This window comes from Rhodobacter capsulatus SB 1003, assembly GCF_000021865.1.
Taxonomy (GTDB): domain Bacteria; phylum Pseudomonadota; class Alphaproteobacteria; order Rhodobacterales; family Rhodobacteraceae; genus Rhodobacter; species Rhodobacter capsulatus_B.
The window spans coordinates 280508-292995 of the sequence record NC_014034.1; the positions used below are offsets into that span (position 1 = coordinate 280508).

Annotated in this window: 13 protein-coding genes; 4 read left to right on the plus strand and 9 right to left on the minus strand. The window is 66.8% G+C overall.

Features of this window, described 5'->3' with window-relative positions:
- The 3 genes from RCAP_RS01260 to RCAP_RS01270 all read left to right on the plus strand — a co-directional run bounded on the left by RCAP_RS01260 (position 1) and on the right by RCAP_RS01270 (position 1952).
- Positions 1 to 255, plus strand: a complete 255-nt coding sequence (locus RCAP_RS01260; protein WP_013065991.1) for a hypothetical protein — start codon at positions 1 to 3, stop codon at positions 253 to 255.
- 13 nt (positions 256 to 268) lie between these two features.
- Complete coding sequence (locus tag RCAP_RS01265; RefSeq protein ID WP_013065992.1) at positions 269 to 622, plus strand: hypothetical protein; 354 nt, start codon at positions 269 to 271, stop codon at positions 620 to 622.
- A gap of 70 nt (positions 623 to 692) precedes the next feature.
- Positions 693 to 1952 (plus strand): lytic murein transglycosylase, encoded by a 1260-nt coding sequence (locus RCAP_RS01270; protein WP_013065993.1) that lies wholly within the window; start codon positions 693 to 695, stop codon positions 1950 to 1952.
- Positions 1953 to 2174: 222 nt separating this feature from the next.
- On the opposite strand, the gene RCAP_RS01275 is transcribed toward RCAP_RS01270, so the two are convergent.
- The 5 genes from RCAP_RS01275 to ade all read right to left on the minus strand — a co-directional run bounded on the left by RCAP_RS01275 (position 2175) and on the right by ade (position 7610).
- Complete coding sequence (locus tag RCAP_RS01275) at positions 2175 to 2858, minus strand: NnrU family protein (protein ID WP_013065994.1); 684 nt, start codon at positions 2856 to 2858, stop codon at positions 2175 to 2177.
- A 3-nt stretch (positions 2859 to 2861) separates the two neighbouring features.
- Positions 2862 to 3725, minus strand: coding sequence for a DMT family transporter (locus RCAP_RS01280; protein ID WP_013065995.1), 864 nt, complete (start codon positions 3723 to 3725; stop codon positions 2862 to 2864).
- Between the two features lie 177 nt (positions 3726 to 3902).
- Positions 3903 to 4190: an HU family DNA-binding protein gene (locus tag RCAP_RS01285; protein ID WP_013065996.1), complete on the minus strand. Its 288-nt coding sequence runs from the start codon at positions 4188 to 4190 to the stop codon at positions 3903 to 3905.
- 145 nt (positions 4191 to 4335) lie between these two features.
- Positions 4336 to 5811 (minus strand): AMP nucleosidase, encoded by a 1476-nt coding sequence (locus RCAP_RS01290; protein WP_013065997.1) that lies wholly within the window; start codon positions 5809 to 5811, stop codon positions 4336 to 4338.
- Positions 5808 to 7610 (minus strand): adenine deaminase, encoded by a 1803-nt coding sequence (ade, locus tag RCAP_RS01295; protein ID WP_013065998.1) that lies wholly within the window; start codon positions 7608 to 7610, stop codon positions 5808 to 5810. Before ade ends, RCAP_RS01290 begins: the two co-directional genes overlap by 4 nt.
- A 76-nt stretch (positions 7611 to 7686) precedes the next feature.
- Between ade and RCAP_RS01300 the strand changes: the two genes are divergently transcribed.
- Positions 7687 to 8514, plus strand: coding sequence for an SDR family oxidoreductase (locus RCAP_RS01300; RefSeq protein WP_013065999.1), 828 nt, complete (start codon positions 7687 to 7689; stop codon positions 8512 to 8514).
- Positions 8515 to 8524: 10 nt separating this feature from the next.
- On the opposite strand, the gene RCAP_RS01305 is transcribed toward RCAP_RS01300, so the two are convergent.
- The 4 genes from RCAP_RS01305 to lptE are packed head-to-tail and all read right to left on the minus strand — an operon-like array spanning position 8525 to position 12477.
- The gene (locus RCAP_RS01305) at positions 8525 to 9760 is read right to left on the minus strand and encodes an MFS transporter (RefSeq protein WP_013066000.1); all 1236 of its coding nucleotides are present in this window, start codon (positions 9758 to 9760) and stop codon (positions 8525 to 8527) included.
- 49 nt (positions 9761 to 9809) lie between these two features.
- Positions 9810 to 10991, minus strand: coding sequence for a TIGR03862 family flavoprotein (locus RCAP_RS01310; protein WP_013066001.1), 1182 nt, complete (start codon positions 10989 to 10991; stop codon positions 9810 to 9812).
- A complete protein-coding gene (gene holA, locus RCAP_RS01315; RefSeq protein WP_013066002.1) occupies positions 10988 to 12013 on the minus strand; it encodes a DNA polymerase III subunit delta in 1026 nt (341 codons plus the stop codon). The genes RCAP_RS01310 and holA overlap by 4 nt, the downstream gene beginning before the upstream one ends.
- Positions 12010 to 12477 (minus strand): LPS assembly lipoprotein LptE, encoded by a 468-nt coding sequence (gene lptE / locus RCAP_RS01320; RefSeq protein WP_238530214.1) that lies wholly within the window; start codon positions 12475 to 12477, stop codon positions 12010 to 12012. Before lptE ends, holA begins: the two co-directional genes overlap by 4 nt.
- Positions 12478 to 12488: the final 11 nt, after the last annotated feature.

Here is a 12488-nt window from a genome sequence, read left to right on the forward strand (position 1 = left end):
ATGCTGTTGTCGCTGGGCGCCAGGGTGGTCGATGCGGTGCGCGGGGCGGCCCTGCCGCAACCTTTGCGCTTTGTGCTGATGGTGGCCGATCTGGCGATCCTCGGGCTTGCGACGCCGTTCGTGCTGACGCTTCTGGGCGAGATGGCGAAGGCGGCAGAGCCGGGGCAATGGTGGCCCGGCGCCGCCATCGGGCTTTATGTGCTGGTCGCGGCCTGGCTGGCCGTGACCTCGCTGCGGTCCTTGCGCCGCGGCTGAGAAGGGAAAACAGATGACCGAGACGGCCGAGAAACCGGAAAAGGCGAAACGCCCGCAGCAGGTCTATACGCTGCTCGTGGAGGTGGGGCGGTCGGCCAATGACGGGCTGCCCAAGGGGTCCACCGGCGCGGGGCTCTTGTGCTATGCCTCGGGCGTCGACGAGGCCGAGGCCGTGCGCGAAACCGTGGCGATCCTGAAACAGGCCGAGATGGCGCCTTTGGACGTGACCGGCTACGGCACTTTGGCCGAGCGCGAAAAGGCGGGTGACGAGATCGACGCCGCCGAGAAAGAGCTGATGCAACGGGCGCTGGATGAAAATTCGGTCGTCGTGGCGCAGATGACGCCCTTTTACGACGCGAAGGCCTGAGCCAAAGCCGGTTTGCGCGACGGCCATTGCCTGCTAGACTGTTTGCAAAGAACGAACAGTCGGGCAGGCCATGAAACACGCGTTGAAACCACTTCTTGTCACCCTTCTGGCCTTTTCGGCGCTGACCGCCTGCGGCGGGCCGCTGGATCGGGGGGGCGTTTCCATGAACACGATCGAAGAGATCCCGCCCGTCGATGCCGCGACGCAGGCGGGGATGGATGCCTGGGTCGCGGGCTTCAAGCCCCGCGCGATGGCGGCGGGGATTTCCGAAGCCACTTGGAACCGCGCGATGCGGAACGTGCCCTATAACCCGAAGGTGATCGAGCGGCAGCAGTTTCAGGCCGAATTCGTCAAGCCGATCTGGGATTACATGGACAGCGCGGCGTCGGAGGAACGCATCGCCAATGGCCGGGCGGCGCTGGCGCAATATGACGGCGTGCTGCGCGAGATCGAGGCCCGCTATGGCGTTGACAAGGAAGTGGTCGTCGCCGTCTGGGGCATGGAAAGCCGCTATGGCGCCAAGCGCGGCAACACCCTGATCATCCCGGCGCTGGCGACCTTGGCGCATGACGGGCGGCGGGCGCAGTTCTTCGAAAGCCAGTTGATCGGCGCCTTGAAGATCCTGCAGGCGGGCGACATCGACCCGGGCCACATGACCGGATCCTGGGCCGGGGCGATGGGGCATACGCAGTTCATCCCGACCTCTTACCTCGCCTTTGCGGTCGATTTCACCGGCGATGGCAAGCGCGACATCTGGTCGGACAATCCGGCCGATGCGCTGGCCTCCACCGCGGCCTATCTGGCGCGGTCGGGCTGGTCGAAGGGGCAGCCCTGGGCGGTGGAGGTCTCCCTGCCCGAGGGCTTCGATGTGGGGCTGGCGGGCAAGGGCACGAAGCGGTCGCCCGCCGACTGGGCGGCGCTGGGCGTGCGCGGCGTGAAGGGCGGGGTGGTGCCGAATTACGGATCGGCCTCGATCCTTTTGCCCGCGGGGCCGCAGGGTCCGGCGCTGATGATCTTTGGCAATTTCACCGCGATTTCGCGGTATAACAATGCCGATGCCTATGTGATGGGGGTCGGCCATCTGTCCGACCGGCTGAAGGGGCAGGGGCCGTTCGTGCATCCCTGGCCGCGCGAAGGCCGGGCGCTGACCGATGCCGAAAAGGTCGAGGTGCAGCGGCTTCTGACCGCGCAGGGCTATGACACCAAGGGCACGGATGGGCTGATCGGCGCGGGCACGATCGGCGCGGTGATGGATTATCAGCGCGACCACGGCATGACCCCGAACGGCTGGGTGACGATCAAGCTTCTGGAAAGCCTGCGCAAAGGTTGATCTGGCCGAGGCCATCGCCGAGGCCCTGCGGGACATCAGCCCCGTGACCGCCGGAGGCCCAAAGGCCCTCGGCCAGCGCCCGCCCCGCCCATGGCGGGCGCTTCTCGCCCGCCGGGACGGGCGCCGGCCTCTGTTCCCGCGTGAGACAACCGGTCTTGTGGCAATGCTGCGCCGCGGGCGGGGAAACGCCTTGCGTTTCCTTCTCCGCCCGAACCGGCCGGTTTACGGCACCGGGCTGATCCCGATCACCAGCTCATGCAGATGAAAGACCGCCGCCCAGGCGAAGACGGCGATGGCGAGCCGGAGCGCTGACGGCCGCCCCCGCGGGCGCCAGCGGCCGGTCAGAAGCGCGGCAAAGGGGATCAGGCTGGTCCGCGCCGCAAGACGGTTGAACTCGGCCAGACCGATGCGGCGGATCAGACGCTTTTCCATCGCCCGCATCCCGATCAGCGAAAACACCAGAAACACCCCGAACAGGATCGCATGCGCCAGATCGCCGTTCACCAAAAGATGCGCCGCCGCCCAAAGCACCAGCGCCCAGAGGAACGGTTGCCGCGTGATCCCCGCGATGCCCGGCCGGTCGGGGTCGAAGCCGCTCGCCCGCCCCTCGAAGGCGAAGGGGTTCGGCGCGGCGATCGCATAGCTTGAAATCAGGATCACCAGCGGCATCACGATATTCGCGACCCAGCGCATCCAGATCTCTTGCGGCCAGAGTTCGATGAAAGGCGCCCGGGCGGCGGCCAGGATCAGCCAGTACAGCAACCCCAGCGCAAGGAGGCCAAAGGCGATGCCGTAGCCCGCGCGCCCAAGCGCGGCGACCAGCGGCGCCTTGATCCGCGGCGTGGCCGGGATCAGATGGGTCGCCATGAAGGCAAGGCCCGCCGCGGAAAACTCAAGCCAATCCATCGCTTACCTTTGTTTCGACAGCTGCACGGCCAGAATGCCGCCGGTGATGATGACGACGCCCAGCAGATCCGGCAGGCCCAGCCGTTCGCCCAGCACCGCGGCCGCGATGGCGACGCCGAAGAACGGGTTGAGGAAATGGAAGGTCGCGGCCTTGACCGCGCCGATCCGTCCAACGAGCCGGAACCAGATCCAGGTCGCCAGCAGCCCGGGGATCAGCGTCGTGTAAAGGAAGGCCAGCACGAGCCGGGTCGAGGGCACCACCTCCCAGGTTTCGGTCAGCGCCGACACCACCGCCAGCACCGCGGCCCCCACCAGCATCTGCAGGCCGACGATCATCAGCACATTGCCGCCCGAAGACGCGCCCCGCACCGAGAGCGTGGCGATCGACAGCGCCAGAGCCGCGGCGAAGCAAAGGCTCAGCCCGACCGGATCGACCCCGCCCGAGAGCCGCGCCCCCATGATGATCGCCACGCCGATCACCCCCGCCACCAGCCCGGCCAGGCCGAGCGGCCGCACCGTGTCGCCGTAAACGACGCGGCCCAGAAGCGCCACCATCAGCGGCATCGTCGAGGCGACGATCGAGGCGACCGAGGCCTGCACCCATTGCATCGCGACGAAATTGAGCCCGAGATAAAGCGCGTTCTGGCACAGGCCGAAAATCAGCGTCGCCTTCCATTGCGGGCGCGTCAGCCGCCAGCTTTGCCCCAGCGCCAGCGCGATGGCGACGCCCAGGCCCCCCGAGATCAGGAACCGCGCCGAGAGCGCCAGCAGCGGCGGCGCCTCGGCCACGATCATCCGGGCCGAGGTGAAGGCCGATGACCACATCAGCGCGAAGGCAAGGCCCATGACGATGGCGCGCAGATCCATTCCGTTCCCCCTGTCGGTGCGATTTCGAACAGCCAGAGCCGGAAACCGCCGCTTCCGACAAGATAAAACCTGTATGCGATACAGGTTCTTCGCCCCGGGGCGGGTCCGGCCATGCAAAAGGCCGCCCTGCAGAGGCAGAGCGGCCCGAATTCCGGCACCCTTGCGGGGCCTCGGGGATCAGACGTTGACGCTGTCCTTGAGGGCTTTGGCGATCGTCACCTTCACCTGCTTGTCGGCCGGTTTCATCATCGTTTCCCCGGTGGCCGGGTTGCGCACCTGACGCTCCGGACGGGCCTTGCACGAGACCTTGCCGATGCCCGGCAGCGTCACCGACCCGCCCGCCGCGACTTCCTTCGTCACGACATCGGCGATGGCGTCGATGGCGGCGGTCGCGGTTTTCTTGTCCGACCCCATGGCTTCGGCAAGGGCTGCCACCAGCTGGGTCTTGGTCATCGGTTTCGACATGGGTCTTCCTCTCATACGCCCCGGGTGGAGGGGCCATCTTGATCCGTCTGCACGGTTTGATGCGCCCTCTAACACACGGTTTTTTCCAGCATGGCAAGCCTTTTCGGGCATGTTTTGCCGATTTTCCCGGCGTCAAGGCAGCGCATCAAAGGAAGGCTGTTTCGTCGAAAGACCGCAGTTTCCGGCTGTGGATTCGCTCCAGCGGCATGGCCCGCAGCTTCTCCATCGCGCGCACGCCGATCAGCAGATGGCTGGCCACCTGGGTGCGGTAAAACTCGGTCGCCATGCCCGGAAGTTTCAATTCTCCGTGCAGCGGCTTGTCCGAAACACAGAGCAGCGTGCCATAGGGAACGCGGAAGCGGAACCCGTTCGCGGCGATGGTGGCGCTTTCCATGTCGAGCGCCACGGCCCGGCTTTGATTGAGCCGTTGCACCGGGCCGGACTGGTCGCGCAGCTCCCAGTTGCGGTTGTCGATCGTCGCCACCGTGCCCGTGCGCATGATCCGTTTCAGCTCGTAGCCCTCCAGCCGGGTGATCTCGGCCACGGCTTCCTGCAACGCCACCTGCACCTCGGCGAGCGCCGGGATCGGCACCCAGACCGGCAGATCGTCATCGAGCACATGGTCTTCGCGCAGGTAGGCATGGGCCAGAACGAAATCGCCCAGGGATTGCGAGTTGCGCAGCCCTGCACAATGGCCGACCATCAGCCAGGCATGCGGGCGCAGCACCGCGATATGATCGGTCGCGGTCTTGGCGTTCGAGGGCCCGACGCCGATATTGACCAAGGTAATGCCGTTCCCGTCCGGCCGCTTGAGGTGATAGGTCGGCATCTGCGGCAGCTTCGCCAAGGGCGGGATCACGCCCTCGGCGGTGGTGATTTCCACATTCCCGGGCGCGACGAAACTGCTGTAACCCTGCGCCGGATCGGCCAGCATCTGCCGCGCGACTTTCTCGAATTCGTCGACGTAGAACTGGTAGTTGGTGAAGAGCACATGGTTCTGGAAATGCTCGGGCGCCGTCGCGGTGTAATGCGAGAGCCGGGCAAGCGAGTAATCGACCCGTTGCGCGGTAAAGGGCGCCAGATGCCCCGATCCATCCGGGTTCGGCTTCGCCGTGCCGTTCACGATATCGTCGTTCATGCTTTCGAGCGACGGCACGTCAAAGACATCGCGCAGCGAAATCGTCAGCGCGCCTTCCTGCGGGATCGTCACCTCGGGCTGACCGGCCACGGCGAAATGCACCGGGATCGGCGTGTCCGAGGGGCCGATCTGCACCGGCACCCCATGGTTGCGCATCAAAAGCCCGATCTGCTGCGTCAGGTAATTGCGGAACAGATCGGGGCGGGTGATCGTCGCGACCTTGGTCCCGGGGGACGACACATGGCCGAAGCTCAGCCGGCTGTCGGCCTTCAGATGCGAGGTGACGGTGATCCGCACCTCGGGGTAAAAGGCGCGAAAGCGGGTATCGGCGCGGCCATTGGCCAGAACCTCGTTGAACTTCTGCAACAGAAATCCGGTCGCCTCGGCGTAAAGCTGTTCCAGCCGGGCCACGGCGGCGGCCGGATCGGTGAATGTGTCATGCGCGGACGGCGGCGGGGTCAGGATCGTCACGGGATCATTCATGCGAAAAGCTCGGTCAGTTGGAATTTCGTCACATCGACAAGGCCAAGGTCAGAGATGCGGATTTCCGGGATCACCACCAGCGCCAAAAGCGAATGCTGCATATAGGCGTTGTTGAGGCTGCAGCCGCAATCGGCCATCGCCTTGACCATCGCTTCGGCCCGCGCGGCGACCTCGGCGGCGGGGTCGTCGGACATCAGCCCCGCGATGGGCAGGGGCACGGCGGCCAGCTCGGCCCCGTCCTTCCAGACGCTGATGCCGCCGCCCATCTGCCCGAGACGGTTCGCGACGGCGGCCATCGCGTCGCGGTCGGTGCCCACCACGATCATGTGGTGGCTGTCATGCGCGACGGTCGAGCCGATCGCCATCGAGCCCTTGTAGCCAAAGCCCGAGACGAAGCCGTTCACCACCTTGCCGGTGCCCCGGTGCCGTTCGACCAGCGCGATCTGCGCCACGTCCTTGGTTTCATCGGGCTGCGCCAGCCCGTCCACCACCGCCAGCTCTGCGGTCAACGCCTTGGTCGGCGCCTGATTTTCGACGACGCCGATCACCCTTGCCGTCACCGTATTCGCCCCCTCGGGCGCGGGAATGGCGAAATCCGCAGGCTTGAGGGTCTTGCCCAGATGCACGGTCCTGCGCGCACTTTCGGGCCAGTCGTAATGCGGGCAGGCAACCTTGAGCGTGCCGTTTTCCGCCACCACCTGCCCCCGGGCGATCACCACCTCGACCGGCAGGGTGACCAGATCCGAGGTCAGGATCACATCCGCCCGCCGACCCGGCGCAATCGAGCCCAACTCCCGTTCCAGCCCGAAATGGCTCGCCGTGTTCACCGTGCACATCTGCAGCGCGATCAGGGGATCGCAGCCGCAGGCGACGGCATGGCGGTAAGCGCGGTTCATGTGGCCTTCGTGGACCAGCGTGCCGGAATGGCAATCGTCGGTGCACAGAATGAAGTTGCGCGGATCGAGGCCGCGCTTCGTCACCGCGGTGATCTGGCTTTCGATGTCATACCAGGCCGAGCCCAGCCGCAGCATCGCCCGCATCCCCTGCCGCACCCGGGCCACGGCGTCTTCCTCGCAGGTGCCCTCGTGGTCATCGGCCGGACCGCCCGCGGCATAGGCGCGGAAGGGCGCCCCCAGATCGGGGCTGGCATAATGCCCGCCGACCGTCTTGCCCGCCCGCTGCGTCGCGGCGATCTCGGCCAGCATCTTGGCATCGGCGCCGATGACACCCGGAAAGTTCATCATCTCGCCCAGGCCCACGATCCCGGGCCAGGACATCGCCTTGGCCACATCCTCGGGGGTGATCTCATAGCCCGTGGTTTCCAGACCGGGGGCCGAGGGCGCGCAGGACGGCATCTGGGTGAAGATGTTGACGGGTTGAGCCATCGCCTCGTCATGCATCATCCGCACGCCCGCCAGACCCAGCACATTGGCGATTTCATGCGGGTCGGTGAACATCGTCGTCGTGCCATGCGGGATCACGGCGGCAGCGAATTCCGCGGGCGTCAGCATGCCGCTTTCGACATGCATGTGACCATCGACCAGACCCGGGATCATGTAGCGGCCCTGCGCCTCGATCACGGTGGTTTCCGGCCCGATGGCGGCGGAAAGATCGGGGGCGATGGCGGCGAAACGCCCCTCGGCAATCGCGATGTCGTAGCCGTCCAGCACTTCGCGGCTTTGGACGTTGACCCATTTGCCCTGCCGGATCACGCAATCGGCAGGCGAACGGCCCGCGGCGACGGCAATCAGACGCGGCGCGGCCTCGGGCCAGGTTTTGAGAGATGTCATATGTTCCATGACCAAAGGTGCCAGAGCTTTTTGCCCTTCGCAAGTGACGACGTGATGACTAGGTTGCGAGCCGAAGGAGAAACCCATGAAAACGCTGCTCTCGATCGGTCACGGATATTCGGCGCGGGCGCTGGCGCGGTTGCTTTTGCCCGAGGGCTGGCGGATCATCGCGACGACGCGCAGCGCGGCGAAAGCCGAGATGCTGCGCGCCGAAGGGGTGGAGCCGCTGGTCTGGACCGGGGGGGAGTTGCCCCTTGCGGAAGCGACGCATCTGCTCACCTCGGTGGCCCCGGATGGCGCCGGGGACCCGGTTCTTGCTGCGCAGCGAAACGCGATTGCTGCATCGCGGCATCTGGAATGGGTGGGCTATCTGTCCACCGTCGGCGTCTATGGCGATCATGGCGGCGGCTGGGTGGATGAGGACACGCCGCTGACCCCCAGCACGACGCGCGGCCTGCAGCGTGTGGCGGCCGAGGCGGCTTGGCAGGCTTTGGGCCTGCCGCTGCATGTGTTCCGGCTGGCGGGGATTTACGGCCCCGGCCGCGGCCCGTTCGAAAAGGTCCGCGATGGCACCGCGCGGCTTGTGATCAAGCCCGGGCAGGTGTTTTCCCGCATCCATGTCGAGGATATCGCGCAGGTTCTGGCGGCCTCGATCGCGCGGCCAAACCCCGGGCGGGTCTACAACGTCTGCGATGACGCGCCGTCCCCGCCCGAGGATGTGCTGGCCTATGCGGCGGAGCTGCTCGGCCTGCCCCGCCCGCCCGAAGTGCCCTTTGACCCGGCCAGCATGACCCCGATGGCGGCGAGTTTTTACGCCGAAAACAAGCGGGTGCGGAATGACCGGATCAAGACGGAACTGGGGGTAACGCTGCGCTACCCCGATTACCGCGCGGGACTTGAGGCGATGCTTTGATCCGGGGGCTTCAGGCCGGTTGCGCCTGAAGCGCGCGGTCCTTCACCGGCAGATGGACAAGGGCCGAAAACGCCCCCATGCCGACGCCGACCCACCAGACCAGCGTGTAATCGCCCGCGATGTCATAAAGCCGCCCGCCCAGCCAGACGCCGAGGAACGCGCCGAGCTGGTGGGAAAAGAACACGACGCCATAAAGCGTGCCCATGTAGCGCAGCCCGTAAAGATCGGCGATCAGCCCCGAGGTCAGCGGCACCGTCGCCAGCCAAAGCGCCCCCATCACCAGCGAGAAGACCAGAACCGTCGCAGGCGTCATCGGCGCCAGGATGAAGGCGGCGGCGGCGATGGTGCGCAACAGGTAGATGATGGCGAGCGCATATTTCTTCGAATAGTGCCGCCCGGCCCAGCCGGCAAAGATCGTGCCCGCGATATTGGCCAGACCGATCAGCGAGATCGCCACGGCGCCCAAGGTCGAGAGGCTTTCGATCCCCACCGCGGCGAGCAGCGAGCCGGGGGGAACGGCGCCGCACATCTCGGTCACCATCGCCGGGAAGTGGGCGGTGATGAAGGCCAGCTGATAGCCGCAGGAAAAGAAGCCCAGAAAGATCAGGGTGAAGGACGGGTCCTTCAACGCGCGTTTCAAGACCGTGCCCATCGGTTCGGTTTGACCGTGATGGGCCGTGCGGGCGGGGCTGCGCAGAAGCGGCAGGGCCAGAAGCGCCAGCAGGATGGTGACGGCAAAGATCACGAAAACGGTCTGCCAGGGGAATTGGCTCAGCAGCGCCTCGGCCACCGGCGCGCCGAAGACTTGGCCTGCCGAGCCCGCGGCGGTGGCGATGCCAAGGGTCAGCGAGCGGTTTTCATCCGACGCCGCGCGGCCGACGACGGCCAGAATCACGCCAAAGCCGGTGCCCGCGATGCCGAAGCCGACGAAGATTTCCAGCAGGTCATGCTGCCAGGGCTGGGTGGCAAAGGCGGAAAGCACCAGCCCCAGCGCATACATGAGCGCACCCAGAACGATCGCCTTGCGGTCGCCGAATTTCTCGGCAATCGCGCCGAAGATCGGTTGCCCGATCCCCCAGGCCAGGTTCTGAATCGCGATGGCCAGCGAAAATTCCGCCCGCGGCCAGCCGAATTCAGTGGCGATCGGGATCTGGAACACGCCGAACGAGGCGCGGATGGCGAAGCCAAGCATCAAGATGATGGCGCCGCCCACAAGGACGGGGGTGATCAGGCGGGTCTGGGTCATTTGGTCTCCCTCGCAAGGCGGCCAGTTCGCCATGCGGGGGGGGGCTGCGTCAATCTGTCGATTGTGCCCCGAACAATCGCGCCGCCGCCTGCCCGGCGACGCGGCCCGTCGCCAGACAGCCGGTCAGCAGATAGCCGCCCGTCGGCGCCTCCCAATCCAGCATCTCGCCCGCGGCAAAGACCCCGGGCAGGGCTTTCAGTTCAAGGCTTTCGGTCAGGCCGGTTTCGGCAATGCCGCCCGCCGAGGAAATCGCCTCGGAGAGCGGACGGGGGCCAAGGTGGCGCACGGGGAGCGCTTTCAGCTTGCGGGCCAGCGCCAGCGGATCGGTGGGCAGCGGCCGCCCCCATTCCTGCAAAAGCGCGAGCTTCACCGGATCGAGCCGCAGCGCCTTGCGCAGCCGGTTGGGCAGGCTGTCGCGGGCGGGCGTGCGGGCAAGTCGATGCGCGATGTCGTCCACCCGCAGATCGGGCGCAAGGTCGAGCGCCAGCGGCGCGCCGTCGCGCACCGAAGCGGCCACGGCATAGATGCCGCCGCCTTCCAGCCCCCGGGCGGACAGCACGAATTCGCCCCGGCTGATCTGCCCCGGTGTCAGCAGCGCCGCGCCCTTGACCGGCTGGCCCAGATGCGGCGCCATATGGGGCGACCAGTCGACGACCAGCCCCATGTTCGCGGGCTTGAACGGGGCGAGGGGCACGCCTTTGTCCGCAAGCCACGGCACCCAGGCGGCATCGGAACCCAGCCGCGGCCAGCTGGCGCCGCCCAGCGCCAGAACGGTGACGGCGGGCGTCAGCACTTGCGCCCCCTCGGGCGTCTCGAAGGCGAAAGCCTCGCCCGCGAAGCCGGTCCAGCGCCAGCGGGTGCGGACCTCCACCCCCAGATCGGCCAGCCGCCGCGCCCAAAGCCGCAGCATCGGCGAGGCTTTCATCTCTACGGGAAACACGCGGCCCGTCGAGCCGGTGAAGAGATCGACGCCAAGACCGCGGGCAAAATCCTTGACCGCATCAGGGCCGAAACCGGCCACATGCGGGCGGATCCAGGCGGGCGAATAGGCGTCCAGAAATTGCGCAAGCGGTTCGTCGCGGGTCAGGTTCAGCCCGGATTTCCCCGCCATCAGGAATTTCCGCGCCAAGGTCGGCTTCGCCTCGGTCAGCAGCACCCGGACCCCGGCGCGGGCCAGTTCCTCGGCGGCCATCATCCCCGCCGGACCGCCGCCGATCACCAGCGCCGTCACAGCTTCGCCGCCAAGGAAGCCAGCCGCATCAGCGCCCGTTCGATCACCGCCATCTGCGGTGCTTTCGACGCCGAGCGCAGCGTCAGATCGGCCTCGATCAGCACCTTCAGCGCCTCTTCCAGCCGCATCATCCCCCAGCGGCTGGCCTGCCGCTGCAACACGTCGCGGCGCGGGCCAAAGACCGGCGGGCGCAGCTTGCCAATCCCCGCGCCCACCCCGCCGGGATCGGACGCCGCCATGTGCAGGGTCCGAAAATGCCGCGTCGCCATGATGGCGAGCGTCACCGGCTGCACCCCTTGCCCCTCGATCCGGCGCATCATCCGCGCCAGGTCCAAGGGGCGGCCGTCGGCCACCAGCTCCAGCACCTCGTCGATCTCTGCCTCGACCGTGCTGGGCGCCGAAAGCGCCACCTCGGCCGGGGTCAGCGGGCTCATATCCCCATGTTTGTAAAGCGCGATCTTTTCGATCGTCTGGCGGAAATCGCCCGGGTCGAGCGCCTTCGAGAGCGCCAGAACATCGGTCATCGTCTCGTTCGGGATCGCCCGCAGACCGGCCTTTTTCAGGATCTCCTCGATCTCCTCGCGGCTGGGCGGGTCGTCGTAAATCCCGATCGCATAGGCATTGGGGTGGTTTTCGAAAATCTTGCGCAGCGCCGATTTCGCGGTCAGCGCGCCCGCCGTGACGATGATCTGCGCATCGCCATGGGTCCAGGCCTTGACCGCCGCGTCAAAGGCCGGGGCGGTGGTGTCGGTCGCCTCCTCGACGAAGACAACCCGGGGGCCGGGGAAAAAGCCGATCTCCTTGATGCCGTCGATCACCTGCGAGGCATCCTTGCGCAGATCGGCGCCCGAAAGCCGCGTGAGCCGCATCTCGGCCTCGCCCTCGGGGCCGATCAGCGCCGCGATCACCTCTTGCCGCCGCAGGGCCACCCGCATCGCATCGGCGCCATAGATCAGAAGCCCCAGCCGCGCCGGATCGGGCTTGCCGAAATAGCGCGTCGCGGCGATGCCGGCGAGTTTCATTTCGGCAGCGTGCTCGCCTGCGCCAGCAGACGGGTGACGATCTGATCGGCCAGCATCCGCATCAGGCGGCGATGCGCGTCATCCTCGGCCGAGGAGGTCGCGACGACCGAGCCCGAGGCCGACCAGGAAGTAAAGCTGCTCACCTTGCCCGCCAGCAGCACGGCTTCCGAGCGGCTGTCCTGCAGCCGATACTCGACCTGCCCGGTCAGCGAATAGCGCGTGGTGGCGCCTTCGGGGGTGATCGCCTGGCCCAGAACATCGGTGGTCACGGTGTAGGACAGCCGATACCGGGCCTTCTCGACCGGGCCGAGCCGTTCCGACAGCCGCCGCACCAGCGCGAAATCGTCGGGCGTCTGCGGCATGTCGGTTTCGACGCGGCCCAAAAGCCCGGCCGCGCCGCCCTTTGGCCCATAAGCCGGGGTGAAGCCGCAAGCCGAAAGCGTTGCGGCGCCGATCAGAGCCAAAAAGGACCGAC

Bases quoted from the DNA above. Each gene is read 5' to 3' on its own strand.
- RCAP_RS01260 (WP_013065991.1), top strand. From the start codon at position 1: ATGCTGTTGTCGCTGGGCGCCAGGGTGGTCGATGCGGTGCGCGGGGCG.
- RCAP_RS01265 (WP_013065992.1), top strand. From the start codon at position 269: ATGACCGAGACGGCCGAGAAACCGGAAAAGGCGAAACGCCCGCAGCAG.
- RCAP_RS01270 (WP_013065993.1), top strand. From the start codon at position 693: ATGAAACACGCGTTGAAACCACTTCTTGTCACCCTTCTGGCCTTTTCG.
- RCAP_RS01275 (WP_013065994.1), bottom strand. From the start codon at position 2,858: ATGGATTGGCTTGAGTTTTCCGCGGCGGGCCTTGCCTTCATGGCGACC.
- RCAP_RS01280 (WP_013065995.1), bottom strand. From the start codon at position 3,725: ATGGATCTGCGCGCCATCGTCATGGGCCTTGCCTTCGCGCTGATGTGG.
- RCAP_RS01285 (WP_013065996.1), bottom strand. From the start codon at position 4,190: ATGTCGAAACCGATGACCAAGACCCAGCTGGTGGCAGCCCTTGCCGAA.
- RCAP_RS01290 (WP_013065997.1), bottom strand. From the start codon at position 5,811: ATGAATGATCCCGTGACGATCCTGACCCCGCCGCCGTCCGCGCATGAC.
- ade (WP_013065998.1), bottom strand. From the start codon at position 7,610: ATGGAACATATGACATCTCTCAAAACCTGGCCCGAGGCCGCGCCGCGT.
- RCAP_RS01300 (WP_013065999.1), top strand. From the start codon at position 7,687: ATGAAAACGCTGCTCTCGATCGGTCACGGATATTCGGCGCGGGCGCTG.
- RCAP_RS01305 (WP_013066000.1), bottom strand. From the start codon at position 9,760: ATGACCCAGACCCGCCTGATCACCCCCGTCCTTGTGGGCGGCGCCATC.
- holA (WP_013066002.1), bottom strand. From the start codon at position 12,013: ATGAAACTCGCCGGCATCGCCGCGACGCGCTATTTCGGCAAGCCCGAT.